Source organism: Streptomyces sp. Edi2, assembly GCF_040253635.1.
In the GTDB taxonomy this organism is placed as follows: Bacteria; Actinomycetota; Actinomycetes; order Streptomycetales; family Streptomycetaceae; genus Streptomyces.
In genome coordinates this window covers 8,846,776-8,860,751 of the sequence record NZ_JBEJGX010000003.1, presented here as the reverse complement: position 1 = coordinate 8,860,751, position 13,976 = coordinate 8,846,776, and the positions used below count along the sequence as shown (strand labels likewise).

Below are 13,976 nucleotides of genomic sequence, written 5' to 3'. Positions count from 1 at the left end.
CTTCCTCTCCCGACAATTCCCATCGCGCCATGCTTCCAGGGGGGACCTGTGCGCCAAAGAAGCAGAACCATCCATCTCGTGCTCGCGGCCGCGGTACTGGGTACCGCGGCCACGGCACTGACCGCCGGTCCCGCTCAGGCCACCGGTGAATCCACACTGACCGCCGATCCGCTGAGCACCTGGCAGACCGACGGCATCGTGTGGTCCATGGCCTACGCCAAGGGCATCGTGTACGTAGGAGGCACTTTCAGCCACATCCGGCCGCCGGGCGCGGCCCCGGGCACCGGGGAGGTCGCCCGTACGAACTTCGCGGCCTTCGACGCCAAGACCGGTCAGCCGCTGCCGTGCGCCCCGGCGTTCACCGGCGGTACGGGCACGATCCGGGCCATGAAGGCCTCGCCCGACGGCTCGATGATCTACATCGGGGGCTCGTTCGGAAAGGCCGGCCCGGTGGGGCGGTCCAACACGGCCGCCCTCAACACCGACGACTGCACCATCGGGGCGGACTGGAAGCCCACGGTCAGCTCGACCGTACGGGCCATCGACGTCACCGACGACACCGTCTACCTCGGCGGTGGCTTCGGCACCGTCCAGGGGCAGTCCCGCGAGCGGGTCGCCGCCCTGCGGCCCGACAGCACCCTGCTGCCGTTCAAGGCGACGATCCGGGGTTCCTCGGTCGGCAACGACCCCACCCCGTCGGTCAACGCCCTCACGGTCGCCCCCAAGCTCAACAAGATCATCATCGGCGGCCGGTTCACCTCGGTGAACGGGAGCCTGTTCGGGGTGCACGCGCTGGCGGGACTGGACGCGACCACCGGCAAGGTCGTCAACTCCTTCACCGGCTGGATCCCCAACCGGTCGGCCGTCAAGGCGCTCGTCAACGACGGCACCAACTTCTACCTGGGCGCCGAGGGCACCGGCGGCGGGGTCTTCGACGGCCGGGCGGCCGGACGGCTGTCCGACGGCTCGCAGCTGTGGAAGGACACCTGCCTGGGCGCCACCCAGGCGGTGCTGCCGTACAAGGGCGTGCTCTACAGCGGCTCGCACGCGCACGACTGCTCCGACACCCCGGGCGGCTTCACGGACATCAACAACCGCCAGCACTTCCTGGCGCAGTCGATCTCCGACAAGACGATTCTGCCGTGGTTCCCGGACACCAACGACGGGATCGGCGAGCAGATCGGCCCGCGGGCGCTGACCATGGCGGACGGCGTCCTGTGGGCGGGGGGCGAGTTCACCACCGTCAACGACGCACCGCAGCAGGGCCTGACCCGGTTCACGGCGGCGCCGGACACCGGGGCGCCGCAGGTGCCGCTGCTCAGCGGTTCCAGCGGCTCGCGCGGCAGGATCACGCTGAACTGGAAGGCATCCTGGGACCGGGACAACGGCGTCCTGACCTACAAGATCTACCGTGACGGCGAGTACCTGACCTCGCTCAACCAGGACTCGCGCTACTGGAACCGGCCCAACATGAGCTTCACGGACACCGTGGAGCCCGGGTCCCAGCACCGTTACTCGATCGAGGTCACCGACGGCACCAATGTCTCGGGACGCAATGGCCCGGTCTATGTGACCGCCAGGAACTGACCGCAGGGCAAGTGGGGGGTAAATGACGCACCGAGTAGGTTATGCACCCGGGGTCTACGACCTTTTCCACATCGGGCACCTGAATATTCTCCGGCACGCCAGGAGCCAGTGCGACTATCTGGTGGCCGGTGTGGTGTCGGACGAAATGGCGACCCAGGCCAAGGGAAAGGCACCGGTTATTCCGCTCACCGAACGGCTGGAGATCGTGCGCAGTGTCCGGTTCGTGGACGCGGCGTTCGTCGAGACGGTGCCGGACAAATTGGAGACCTGGCAGCAGGTGCGATTCGACGTCCTCTTCAAGGGCGACGACTGGCGGGGGACGCCCAAGGGCGACAAGCTCGAGCGGGATTTCGCGACGGTCGGGGTCGATGTGATCTATTTCCCCTACACCGTGCACACCTCGAGTTCCTTGTTGCGCAAGGTGCTCGACGGGCTCGCGCATCCGGCGTGAACCCGCTGCATTGCCCCCCGCCGCACCCGGGCCGTGTGCCCGGGTGCGTTGTCCGTCCCCGGCCCGTCAGCGGCCGGGGGCGGACAATGCGCGGTACCACTTGACCAGGAACGCCACCATGAAGAGCACATGGGCGACGAGCAGCGCGCAGTACAGCGCCGTGAACAGGTCCCGGCTGCCGAACAGCAGGAATATCGCGCAGAAGACCCCGTAGTCGACCGGAAGCAGTGCGACGGAGCGCAGCGTGGAGGCCGGTGCCGCGGGTGCCGGCCCGCCCGCGCCGCTCTTCTGCCGTTCGGCGCGCAGGAGTTGCTCGGTGAGGATGCCGCCGAAGAAGACCACCACCGCGGCGAACTGGAAGACGACGGGAAGGAGCAGCCAGCGAGGGTCGGAGAATCCGAAGTAGCGGTAGAACGAGGCCAGTACGGCCATGTGGAGCGCCAGCATCTTCGCGCAGTCGACCACATGGTCCAGCCACTCCCCCGCGGGGCTGCCGGCCCGGGTCAGCCGGGCGAGCTGTCCGTCGGCGGAGTCGAGGGCGAAGCCGATGACCAGGGCCGCGAATATACCGGCCGCCACGGCGGGAGAGGGCCGCAGCGTCGCAATCATGACCACGCCGGCAAAGGTGAACACGGCACTGATCAAGGTAATTTGATTGGGTGTCAATTTCAGTGTGTAGCCCGCGGCAGCTAACACCCGGCCGGCCGGCCGGTTCACATAACGCGAGTACAGGGACACTCCCTTCGAGGATTTCTGGGCGGCCGACAGCTGTCTGATCGCATATCCGAACTGGCTCATGTCCCCCACCTGATGACTGGACCCCCGAAGGAGCAACATCATGGCAGGCAGAACCTCCCCGTCAACCGGTGGTGCCACCCGCCGGTCCGTGCTGGCGGGATCGGTCGCCGCGCTGGCGGCGGCCCTCACCGGGTGTGACGACTCCTCGCCGCCCCCTGCCACCCGGCAGTCGTCCGACGACGCCAAGGTGCCCCCGGTCACCGGTCACAAGCCCAAGGGCAAGGACGTCATCGACGTGGTGGCGGACTTCGGCGCCAAGGGCGACGGCCGCACCGACGACAGCCGGGCGTTCGCCCGCGCCTACGCGTACGCCGCGGGCCGGGTGTGGGACCACATAGGCCGGACCGTGATCGATGTGCCCGCCGGGACCTACCTGATCCGCTCCCCCGACGCCCTGCTCAACGCCCGGGGCGGAAAGCTCAAGGCCAACGGCTTACGGTTCCGCGGGGCCGGCAAGCGCATGACCCAGCTGCTCTTCGCGCCGCGGCAGGCCGAGAACGCCTATCTGTGCCGCAACGAGGACAGCTGGGCGAATGTGATGTTCGAGCAGATCGGGTTCGCCGCCGTCACCCCCGGCGCCTCGTTCTTCTACTCCTACTCGACCGGGCAGGCGCAGGACTACCGCTTCACCGAGTGCGAGTGGACCGGCGAGTGGACCTACGGCCTCGCCCTCGACGGCAGCAACACCAACTCGGAGATGCGCTGGGACGCCTGCCGCGTGGGCGGCGCCTACCGCAAGGCGTTCCTGTACTCCGGGCTGTCCCAGAAGTCACTGAGCCGCCCGCAGCAGGACCAGTTCCTCAACTACTGGTTCAACGACATGAAGGTCGAGTACGCCTGGGGCAACTTCCTGGAGTTCCCCTACGGCGGTTCCATCACCTGCCGCGGCGGCTCCTACATCGTCACCGGCCGCCGCCCCGAGGACTCCGGCGACTACGGGCACACCAGCACCTTCTTCCGTTTCCCGCGCGGTCCGCACCACGACTCCGTACAGCGCTTCCACGCCGAGGACATCCGCTTCGAGGTGCGCGACCCGGACACCGTCGTGATCGACTGCGCCTGGGACAGCGGAACGGTGCACTTCAACGACTGCGATGACACCGCGCAAGCGTTCAAGTCCTTTGCCGAGGACAGCAGCCCGCACCGCTACCGCATCGGCGCGCAGGGCCCGCTCGTGCGCTACGACTCGTGCCAGCTGTCCGGGCAGCACGCCTACGAGGCGGAGAGCGGCGGGTCCGGCGCCCGGGCCCGCTACGACATGTGCCGCTTGCGCAATCACTCCCAGCAGGACTTCATCAAGGGCGCGGGCGACCGGGTGTCGTTCGTCGACTGCCTGGGGTCCTGAGCGGGCCGGCGGCGGTGGCGGGCGGCGGGCCCGCGCGGCAGGCGCCCCACTGCCCACGGTGATCAACGGCACACGTACTGGTCAGTAGCATTCCCCCGGCACGGGCCTAGAGTGAGGGCCCCATGGCGCCGCCGGGCACCCGGTGGCGGCCCACCCTCCGAGCCGACCAGGGAGACTGCATGCGCTCTCCGAAGGACTTCTTCCGCCCGCTGGCCGTCGGGGCGCCGACACCGGTACGCGAGGTACCGTTCCGGCCCTCCCGGATGATCCACTTCTTCGACCCGGGCAACGAGAAGATGGCCGCGAAGGTGCCGTCCATCGCGCCCACCGTGGACGTCCTGCTCGGCAACCTGGAGGACGCGGTCGCCGCCGACCGCAAGGAAGCGGCCAGGTCCGGTCTGGTGAAGATCGCCAAGGCCACGGAGTTCGGCGACACCCAGCTGTGGACCCGTATCAACAGCCTGGATTCGCCCTGGGCGCTGGACGACCTGCTGACCCTGGTCACCGAGATCGGCGACAAGCTGGACGTCATCATGGTGCCCAAGGTCGAGGGCGCCGAGGACATTCACTACGTCGACCGGCTGCTGGCCCAGCTGGAGGCGAAGGCGCAGGTACGGCGGCCGATCCTGGTGCACGCCATCCTGGAGACCGCCACCGGCGTCGCCAACGTCGAGGAGATCGCCGGCGCCAGCCCGCGGATGCAGGGCATCTCGCTCGGCCCCGCCGACCTCGCCGCCAGCCGCCGGATGAAGACCACCCGGGTCGGCGGCGGCCACCCCGGATACCTGGTGCGCGAGGACCCGCACGGCGCGGACGGCGCCGCGCCGCGCGCCACCTTCCAGCAGGACCTGTGGCACTACACCCTCGCGCGCATGGTCGACGCCTGTGCGGCGCACGGCATCCTCCCGTACTACGGCCCGTTCGGTGACATCAAGGACACCACCGCCTGCGAGGACCAGTTCCGCAACGCCTTCCTGCTCGGCTGTGTCGGCGCGTGGAGCCTGCACCCGGTGCAGATCGGCATCGCCAAGAAGGTCTTCTCGCCCGCTCCCGCCGATGTCGCCTGGGCCCGCCGGGTCATCGAGGCGATGGGGGACGGCACCGGCGCGGTGATGATCGACGGCAAGATGCAGGACGACGCCACCTACAAGCAGTGCCAGGTGGTCGCCGAACTCGCCGACGCCCTCGCCGCCCGCGACCCCGAGCTGCGCGACGCCTACGCCGCAGCCGAAAAGGAGTAAGTCCCGTGTCCGACGCGATCCTGCGGCCGCGCCGCTCCGTGCTCTACATGCCCGGCGCCAACGAACGCGCGCTGGAGAAGGCCAAGTCCCTGCCCGCCGACGCCCTCATCCTCGATCTGGAGGACGCCGTCGCCCCCGACGCCAAGGCCGACGCCCGGAAGCGGGTCGCGGCCGCCGCGGCCTCCGGCGAGTACGGCTACCGCGAGGTGACGATCCGGGTCAACGCGCCGGGCACCGCCTGGCACGCCGACGACCTCCGGGCCGCCGCCGAGGCCGGTCCGGACGCGGTGGTGGTGCCCAAGGTGGAGTCCGCCGAGACCGTGCGGGAGGTCGAGCGTGCGCTGGAGGCCGCCGGCGCTCCGGATCACACCGCCCTGTGGGCCATGGTCGAGACGCCGCGCGCGATGCTGGACGCCCGTGCGGTGGCCGCGGCCGGCGAGCGGCTGACCGTGCTGGTGATGGGCACCAACGACCTGGCCAAGGAGCTGCACGCCGAGCACGTCCCCGGCCGGGCGCCGCTGCTGACCGGGCTGTCGCTGGCGCTGCTGGCGGCGCGCGAGAGCGGCAAGGTGATCCTGGACGGCGTCTACAACGACGTGAAGAACCCCGAGGGGTTCGAGGCCGAGTGTGTCCAGGGGCGGCAGTTCGGCTTCGACGGGAAGACGCTCATCCATCCGTCGCAGGTCGAGCCCTGCAACCGGGTGTTCGCGCCGTCGGCGGAACAGATCGCCCGTTCCCGGAAGATCATCGACGCGTTCGACGAGGCCACCCGCGAGGGACGCGGGGTCGTCACCGTCGACGGGCGGCTGATCGAGAACCTGCATGTCGAGGACGCCCGCCGGATCCTCGCCCTCGCCGAAGCGCTCGACGGGCGCGAATAGGTCGTCCGTAGCGTCGAAGGACCGCCCTGGGCCGTCCGATACGGCCCGGGGCCGTCCAGGGCCGTATCGGTGAATCCCATAATCGGACAGGGTGAATATGTGAGGCGGGCCGTTGCTCCTGCTAGGTGGATGCGGGCATCCGGGATACCAACATCCGGGGACCATCAATGAGGTGCAGGAGCACACTGTGAACAACATGGCACGCGTCAATTTCGTGATGGCAGGAGCCTGTGGCCTGCTCCTGGCCGCAGGCGGAGCCGCGCCCACCCTGGCGTGGGCCGGATCCGGCGACGGGGTCTCGAACAGCAACACCGTCGCCCGCTTCGACGCCAGGTTCCACTGCGGTCACCGGACCAGGCTCTGCATCAACGGGCCGGTGCTCAGCGGCAATCCCGGGCGCTCGCAGAACGTCTACGTCTCCGGCTCCAACAGCAACAGCGGCAGCCCGAAGACCTCCCAGGGCAACACCAACGACGACAGCGGCGGCACCACCGGCGCCGCGAAGAAGTCCAGCAACAACATGCAGCACGTCGGCCACGACGGCACCCAGAAGCTGTGACGGCACACTGATCCGTACCGGCCCCGGGACTTTCGGGGCCGGCGGAATGCCGGAAGCGGAAACGACGATCGCCCGGCGGATGTCCGCCGGGCGATCGTGTGACGCCCCGGATCGTGCCGGGTCTTTCGGTGCCAGTGCTTCGGTGCCGTGTCCGGATCAGCGGACCAGGATGCCGAGGATCCGCTGCACGTTGTTGGAGCTCGCCGAGGAAGCACCCGTGACGGAGTTGGCGCCGTTGGTGGTTCCGTTGGTGTTGGAGAGATTGCCGCTGTTGTTCGGGTTTCCGTGGTTGATGAAGTTGCCGCTGTTGATGCTGTTCCCACTGTGCACCGGCCCGTTGATGCAGGCATGAGGCGACGCGATCACCGGCGACTTGTAATGGACCTGGCCGAGGCGGTTGTTGCAGACCACCCCTTCGACCATGCCGGTCACGGTGCCGACATCGGCATCCGCCACCGCCGAGAGCAGGGAGTCCGGGATACTCACCGCCTGGGCGGCTCCGGCGCCGATCAGCACCAGCCCGCACGCCCCGACCACGCTTCCCGCCCGCATCATTCTTCTCACGTCGCTCCTCGCCGCTTCGTCCTTCTGCTGCCAGACGTATCGTGCTGCCGTTGCCGTCCCGCAGCCCCGTTCAACCCGCGGGGAGTGAAACGCCCGTCGGCCACAATCAGCCGGGTGGCCCAACCCTTCCCCGTCTGCCGGCTCCGTGGAGGGGCCCGGCGGCCCCGGCGCGCCGCCCGGTGCCCGGTCCGCCGGGCGGCGGCGCGGCCTGCCCGCCCCGTCAGGTGGTGCTGTGCGGATGGCAGGCCGTGGCCGAGCGGGGTGGCCACGTCTGGGGGTCGAGAATGCCCAGGACATAGGCGCGGGCGACGAGGGCGGGCCGGGTCGGGGCGTCCAGGAGGTCGCGCAGGCGGCTGAGGTGGTAGTCGACGGTCTGCCGGGAGAGGTGCAGGGAGGTGGCGATCTCCGCGTTGCTGCGGCCGGCGGCCAGCAGGGACAGGATGCGGACCTGACTTGCCGTCAGCTGAGGATGGGCTTCGTGGGCGAGTCCCTGGTGGGTGACGACCGCCCAGACGCTCGTGGCACGGTCCGCGCTCCGGCCGACCGTCGTCAGATGCAGCCGGGCGCGGCGCTGCCGACCGCGGGCGTCCTGGAACACGGCGGAGGTCTGGATGCGCCGGCTGCGGCGGGCTATCAGATCGTGCCAGCTGCGCCGCAGCGCTCCTAACTCCGGGGCGGGTGCCAGCACGGTGTGCGCACGGCGGCCGACGAGGTCCGACAGCCGGGTCTGCAGCAGTTCGGCGGCCGCGGCGCTCGCCTGCTGGATCCGCCCGCCCGCGGAGATCAGGGCGCAGGCCAGTCCGCTGTGATCGCGCAGCGCGTGCAGGTTCTCCTCGGCCTCCCGGCGCTGGCGCAGGGCGCGGGTGTAGTCGCTGATGTCGACGTAGATGCCCGCGACGCAGGTCTGGCCTCCTTCCCTGACGGGGAAGCGATGGCCGGCCGCCTGCCCGCTGGTGCCGTCGGAGCGGTGGTAGGTGAGGGTGTGCCGCACGGGCTTGCCGCGGGCGAGTACTTCCCGGTCCAGGGCGAGGACCTGTGGTGAGTCGGCGGGGCCGTCGATGTCCGCGATGGAGGCGCCGATGACGTGCTCCGGTGTGGTCCCGTACAGATGGGCATAGGCGTGGTTGGCCCAGAGGTAGCGGCCGTCCGCGTCCCGGATGAAGGCCGCGGCGGGGGCGAGGTCCGCGAAGGCGTCGTAGCGCCGGACGTCGGGGACCCGCGCGGCGACCTCCACCGCCAGGCCACGGGAGCGGCCCTGCCGGGGCACGCCGGGGGACCAGTTCACATCGAAGACACGACCGTCGAACTGGGCCTGCCAATGGCTGGATTCAAGTGCCGCGGCGTGCTCGGGGAGCTCTCTTCGCACGGTGTCGAGGAACCGCTGGGCCGTCACCGTGTCGTCGAAGGCGCCACCGCCACTGTCGATCACTCGCAGCTCACGGTCCGCCTCCCACCAGGACACCGGAAGGCGTTCGAGCAGCGACTTCAAACTGGTCTCGTCCACGACGGGCCCCTTTGTGGTGAAGAGTTCAATGTTTTCGGACGGCGCGCCATGGCCATAGGTATCCCCCCGCGTTGCGCGACATGCCCGGTTCTCGGCCGATCTGGTGCGCCCGTGCACCTCCACACCGCCGCTGCCGCCATACGGCATCACGAAACCTTCACCGATGATCAACGGTATCCACAACTCTGGCATTTGCCTGAGCGGTTGCGGCCCGATGCGGGGAACCGTGTGCCGCATGGCTGCTTCGCTTGAAGCACGGCGTCCGGATGTGAGAGTCGGGCGTCCCCGGCCGTTTCGAAGGCCCCTACCCGTATCTTGAAGAGGAGTCGGATTCCAGTGAGCAAGGTGCTGTTCGTGTATGCCAAGGGCGGTCCGCCCCTGGGGTACGCCCTGTCACGGGTCGCCGCACGGTCGGCAGTGCACCTGCTGGCACTCAGCGCGCTCCCGCCCACCGTGGCCGCGTCCGCTGACCGGTTGTGCGCTTCGGTGCTGAGCCCTTCCGAACCCGAACGGCAAGACCTGGTGTCCCTGATCGTCTCCCGGGCCCAGGCGGTCGGCGCGGACGCCGTCGTCACCTTCTCCGAGTACGCGGTCGTCGCGGTCGCGGAGGCCTGCGAGAAGCTCGGCCTCGCCGGTGCGGGCAGCTCCTGCGCCCTCGCCCGCGACAAGCGGATGATGCGGCGCACCTGGCAGGACCAGGGGATATCCCAGCCCCGGTTCCGTCCCGTCGCCACCGAGCAGGATCTGCACGACGCGGCCGCCGCGCTCCGTTTCCCCCTGCTGCTCAAGGCCGCCTGGAGCGCAGGTTCCACCGCCCACCGGACCATCCGCCGCGCCGACGAGGTGCCGGCGGCCTGGGAGCGGGCCCGGGAGGTGATGGCCGAATCCGCGCAACTGGGTTATGCCGAGCTCCATGTGGCCGATGCCGGGGCGGACTTCCTCGTGGAGGAGATCGTGCAGGGCACCGCGTCGGAGTGGTTCGACCAGGAGGGCTGGGGCGACTACGTCAGCGTCGAAGGCGTCGTCGTGGACGGCGACTTCCGCCCGGTGTGCCTGAGCGGGCGGATGCCGACGGTGGAGCCGTTCACCGAGCGGGCCGGGATCACCCCTGCCGCGCTGCCGCACGACGCCCAGCGGCGCATCGTGGCCCTCGCGCGCGATGCCGTCGACGCGCTGGGACTGCGCAACTGCGGGACGCACACCGAGATCAAGCTCGGTGCCGACGGGCGGATGTGGGTGATCGAGACCGCCGCCCGGTTCGGCGGGGCGATGACCGTGCCGCAGATCGAGGAGGTCTTCGGCCTGGACCTGATCGGCATGCTCACCGACCACCTGCTGGGGCGTCCGGTCTCCTGGCCCGAGGCGGCCCGCACCCCGCAGGAGGCGGACGGCGCGGCCGGATCGCTGGTCGTCCTGGCCGTCGACGGCGAGGGAGAGGCCTGGACGGACCGGCGTATCTGGGACTTCCCGACGGTGCGCGAGGCGGTGCCCGTCAGCGCGGGCAGCCGGCTGTCCGTGGTGGCCGAGAACTCGCTCCCGGACGGGACGCTGGTGCCGGTGTACGACCCGGCAGCGGGCGCCAACACCATGGCGGCGCTGTGCCTGCTGTCCGCCGCCGACCCGGAGACCGTGATCCGCGACTTCCGGACCCTGGTGGACGCCCTGCCCAAGGTCCTCCCCCACGGCACCACGGAGGCGCAGTCATGACCACCACCCTCCTGCCCTCCGGCGCGCCGGGGCCGCTCACCGACCGCACCGTCGTCGGCGAGAACCTGTCCCTGCCGCTCTTCCGCACCCTGTCCGGCGTCCTGGCCGGCCACCCCTACCTCAAGGTGGTGGTGGACCGCATCGAGAACACGTGGCACCTGCTCGACACCGCGGCCCACCCGTTCCACGTCAACTACATCGCCACCCGCGTGCTCGGCATGGAGCTGGCCGATCTGGACTCCTGCCTGGACGCGTTCAACGCCTCGGTCTACATGGATCCCGAGCGCCGCTTCCTGCTGGGTGTGCTCTCGCTGCACACCGACGAGGACGCCGAGGGCCGGGAGCGGCCCTTTCTGGTCCTGGAGACGACCGAGGCCGACACCATGAACGGCCTGCTGCTGGAGGAGTTCTACACCTTCGTCCGCCACCGGGTCGACGGCCGGCTGCCGCTGCTGCTCAAGCCGGCGAACCACGGGCAGGAGCACGAACTCGCCGCGATCAGCGATGTCCATGTGCCCCGGATCCTGGGCCATGAGCTCTTCGGCAACCGCACCCGTACCCCGCTCAACCCCGGCGAGGCCGTCGGACGGCTGCGCTACTTCCGGACCCAGGAGGAGTACGCGGCCGCGGCCGACGGGCTCGGCTGGTCCGACATCGTGGCCATGGCGTCGCTGCCGGACGATGTGCCGCGGGTGGCGGGCTTCCTCAATACCGCGCCCGGCACACCGCTCTCGCACACCAACGTCCTCGCCTCGGGATGGGGCATCCCCAACGCGATCGTCCGCGACCTGGACCGCCTCGTCGAGGCGGACGACCTGGACGGCGCATGGATCCGCTACCGGGTGCAGGACGACGAGATCACCCTCGCCCCGCTGGGCCATGCCCCGGCGCTGGAGGCCCCGGCCTGGCACCAGCAGCGGATCCGTCTGGAACCACCCCTGCTGGAGGACGTGCCCGCGCTGTTTCTGCACCGGCTGCGCCGCGCCGACCAGGACCGGTACGGCACCAAGGCGGCCAGCCTCGGGGAGCTCCATCACGTCCTCGACAGCCGCTCCGCCGACCTCACCACCTTCTACGGGCATCCGAGGCCGCCCCGCGCCGACCTCTACGGCCACCTCGCGGCCCGTCTGGGCACCCCGGACGCGACGCCCGCCGAACTACGCGACCTGGCCGCCGACTTCGTGGCCGGTACCGTCGCGGCGCCCGACGGCATCGCCCTGCCCTTCGCCCTGCAGCACCGCTTCCTGACGTCCTCGCCGGCCGTGCAGCAGGGCCTGGGCAAGCTGAAGATGGCCCTCGAACTCGACGCCGTCGACGTCCTGGACGCGCTCTGTCTGCATCTGCAGCAGCTCATCCGCAACACTCCCATGCCCGACGAGGTGACCCGGCAGATCACCCAGGCGCTGCCCGGTGGTCCGGACGCCGGGGGCCGTCTCGTGGTGCGCTCTTCGTCCAATGCCGAGGACCTGCCCGGGTTCTCCGCGGCCGGGGTCTACGACTCGGTCAGCACCGTCCACGGCGCGGACGAACTCCTCGACGCGGTACGCCAGGTGTGGGCCTCCCTGCTGTCGCCGCGCAGCGTCCGGCTGCGCCACCAGGCGGGCATCTCCCTCGACGACACCTACATGGGCGTGATCATCCAGCGGTATGTGCCGGCGGAGCTCGGCGGGGTGCTGGTGACCTGCGACCCGACCCGGCGCACGGACTTCCGCAATGTCTACGTCAACTGCTCCCCCGGCTCGCCCGAGACGGTGGTCGACGGATCGACGCTGCCGCTGCAGTACCTGTACAACACGGTCGAGGGCGGTGGCCGCACCGTCGCACTCGGCTCGTCCGGCAAGGACCTGCCCGTCGGCACCCGCGACAAGCTGGCCCGGCTGGCCCTGACCGGGCGGCTGCTCCAGTCGCACTTCAGCGACGGCGACGTGGACCATCCGCTGGACATCGAGTGGCTGATGACCGATCAGGGGGACTTCCGCCTGGTCCAGATCCGCCCCTACGCGCTGTGATCCGCCCCTTCGCCGGCCTGCGCACCGCCCGTGGTCCCCGGGCCTCCGGGGCGTCCCTGACTCCCCGGGCCCGCCGGATCATCCGGCTCAACAACGGCTTCCAGCTGCTGTTCAACCTGTTGTGGTGGATGCCCGTCTTCTACGCCTACCAGCGGGAGGCGGGGCTCTCCGACGGGCAGATCTTCGGCATCCAGAGCATCTACTACATCGCGTTCTGCCTCTTCGAGATCCCGACCGGGATCGTGGCCGACCGGATCGGTGCCCGCAACTGTCTGCGGGCCGGTGCCGTCGTGATGACCGCGGCGAACCTGGCCCCGGTCCTCTCCCCCAGCTACACCGGCTTCCTGGTGCACTTCCTGGCCATCGCCGCGGGCCGCTCGCTGACCTCCGGCGCCGCCAGCGCCTATCTCTACGACGGCCTGGCGGCCGAGGGCGCGGGAGAGCACTATCTGAAGGCCGAGGGGCAGGCGCGGGCGCTGGGGCTGGCCGCGAAGGTGCTGTGCTGGCCGCTGGTCGGTCCGTTGATGGCCCTCGCGCACCCCACGCCGTATGTGCTGAGCGCCGCGAGTGCGGCGGGCTCGCTCGTCTGCGCCGTGGTGCTGCCGCGGCAGGCGGCGCCCGCCGGCCGGAAGCCGGCCGGGAAGTCCGCGCGCGGCGGGCTCGCGTTTCTGCGCGATGCCACCACGGCGCTGCGCTGTGTGTGGGCCACGCCCTGGCTCGCGCTGCTGATGGTGCAGGGCGTGGCGGTCTTCACCCTCTCGCGGATCTGCCAGGTGAACCTCTTCCAGCCGGTGCTGCTGGACCACGGCATCCCGGAGGGCTCGCACGGCGGTGTGCTGGCCGCCATGACCGTCGCGGAGGCGGTGGCCTCGGCCCGTCCGCAGTGGCTCGGCTCGCGGTTGTCACCGGTGGCGTGGGTCTCGCTGCTCAGCCTCGCGATGGCGGCCGCGCTGGCGGGCAGCACCCTCGGCGGGCCCTGGACCGTGATCGCCCTGCTGTGTGTGTTCTCCGCGGTCACCGGATTCGCCTATCCGCTCCAGCGCAAGCTGGTCAACGACGCGATTCCGGCGGGTGCGCCACGGGCCACCCTGCTGTCCGTCGAGAGCATCGTGGACCGGGCCGTGTGCGCACTGGCGGCCGTGGCCGCGGGCGCCTATCTCTCCGCGGGCCGGCTCGACGCCCTGCTGTGGCACAGCGCGGTGGTGACCGGCGTGGTGATGCTGGTCCTGCAGCTGGTGCTGCGGCGTGCCCCGGGACGGCCGCGGAAGCAGCCGGCGGCGGAGCCGGTTCCAGAGCTGGTCACCACAGCAGGAAACCCCTGAGCCGCGCC

Annotated in this window: 12 protein-coding genes; 9 read left to right on the top strand and 3 right to left on the bottom strand. The window is 70.3% G+C overall.

Annotation, left to right across the window (positions count from 1 at the left end; translation table 11 throughout):
* Positions 1-78 precede the first annotated feature (78 nt).
* Together ABR737_RS42340 and ABR737_RS42335 are read left to right on the top strand one after the other, a co-directional pair.
* A complete protein-coding gene (locus ABR737_RS42340) occupies positions 79-1,587 on the top strand; it encodes a fibronectin type III domain-containing protein (RefSeq protein ID WP_350256456.1) in 1,509 nt (502 codons plus the stop codon).
* Between the two features lie 22 nt (positions 1,588-1,609).
* Positions 1,610-2,038 carry an FAD synthase family protein gene (locus ABR737_RS42335; protein WP_350256455.1) on the top strand — a complete coding sequence of 143 codons (429 nt, stop codon included), beginning with the start codon at positions 1,610-1,612 and terminating at the stop codon, positions 2,036-2,038.
* 66 nt (positions 2,039-2,104) lie between these two features.
* Here the strand turns inward: ABR737_RS42335 and ABR737_RS42330 are convergent, their stop codons facing one another.
* Positions 2,105-2,836 (bottom strand): CDP-alcohol phosphatidyltransferase family protein, encoded by a 732-nt coding sequence (locus tag ABR737_RS42330; RefSeq protein WP_350256454.1) that lies wholly within the window; start codon positions 2,834-2,836, stop codon positions 2,105-2,107.
* Between the two features lie 40 nt (positions 2,837-2,876).
* Between ABR737_RS42330 and ABR737_RS42325 the strand changes: the two genes are divergently transcribed.
* The 4 genes from ABR737_RS42325 (at position 2,877) to ABR737_RS42310 (ending at position 6,862) form a co-directional block, all read left to right on the top strand.
* Positions 2,877-4,181 (top strand): glycosyl hydrolase family 28-related protein, encoded by a 1,305-nt coding sequence (locus ABR737_RS42325; RefSeq protein ID WP_350256453.1) that lies wholly within the window; start codon positions 2,877-2,879, stop codon positions 4,179-4,181.
* A 179-nt stretch (positions 4,182-4,360) separates the two neighbouring features.
* Positions 4,361-5,422 carry an HpcH/HpaI aldolase/citrate lyase family protein gene (locus ABR737_RS42320; RefSeq protein ID WP_129297994.1) on the top strand — a complete coding sequence of 354 codons (1,062 nt, stop codon included), beginning with the start codon at positions 4,361-4,363 and terminating at the stop codon, positions 5,420-5,422.
* Positions 5,423-5,427: 5 nt separating this feature from the next.
* Complete coding sequence (locus tag ABR737_RS42315; protein ID WP_350256452.1) at positions 5,428-6,303, top strand: HpcH/HpaI aldolase/citrate lyase family protein; 876 nt, start codon at positions 5,428-5,430, stop codon at positions 6,301-6,303.
* A 196-nt stretch (positions 6,304-6,499) separates the two neighbouring features.
* Positions 6,500-6,862, top strand: a complete 363-nt coding sequence (locus ABR737_RS42310) for a hypothetical protein (RefSeq protein ID WP_350256451.1) — start codon at positions 6,500-6,502, stop codon at positions 6,860-6,862.
* A gap of 156 nt (positions 6,863-7,018) precedes the next feature.
* On the opposite strand, the gene ABR737_RS42305 is transcribed toward ABR737_RS42310, so the two are convergent.
* Both ABR737_RS42305 and ABR737_RS42300 read right to left on the bottom strand, forming a co-directional pair.
* Complete coding sequence (locus ABR737_RS42305) at positions 7,019-7,414, bottom strand: hypothetical protein (RefSeq protein WP_350257133.1); 396 nt, start codon at positions 7,412-7,414, stop codon at positions 7,019-7,021.
* 232 nt (positions 7,415-7,646) lie between these two features.
* Positions 7,647-8,930: a helix-turn-helix transcriptional regulator gene (locus tag ABR737_RS42300; protein ID WP_350256450.1), complete on the bottom strand. Its 1,284-nt coding sequence runs from the start codon at positions 8,928-8,930 to the stop codon at positions 7,647-7,649.
* Positions 8,931-9,266: 336 nt separating this feature from the next.
* Between ABR737_RS42300 and ABR737_RS42295 the strand changes: the two genes are divergently transcribed.
* The 3 genes from ABR737_RS42295 to ABR737_RS42285 are packed head-to-tail and all read left to right on the top strand — an operon-like array spanning position 9,267 to position 13,968.
* The gene (locus ABR737_RS42295) at positions 9,267-10,637 is read left to right on the top strand and encodes an ATP-grasp domain-containing protein (RefSeq protein WP_350256449.1); all 1,371 of its coding nucleotides are present in this window, start codon (positions 9,267-9,269) and stop codon (positions 10,635-10,637) included.
* Positions 10,634-12,646, top strand: a complete 2,013-nt coding sequence (locus tag ABR737_RS42290) for a PEP/pyruvate-binding domain-containing protein (protein WP_350256448.1) — start codon at positions 10,634-10,636, stop codon at positions 12,644-12,646. The genes ABR737_RS42295 and ABR737_RS42290 overlap by 4 nt, the downstream gene beginning before the upstream one ends.
* Positions 12,643-13,968, top strand: a complete 1,326-nt coding sequence (locus tag ABR737_RS42285; protein WP_350256447.1) for an MFS transporter — start codon at positions 12,643-12,645, stop codon at positions 13,966-13,968. The genes ABR737_RS42290 and ABR737_RS42285 overlap by 4 nt, the downstream gene beginning before the upstream one ends.
* Positions 13,969-13,976: the final 8 nt, after the last annotated feature.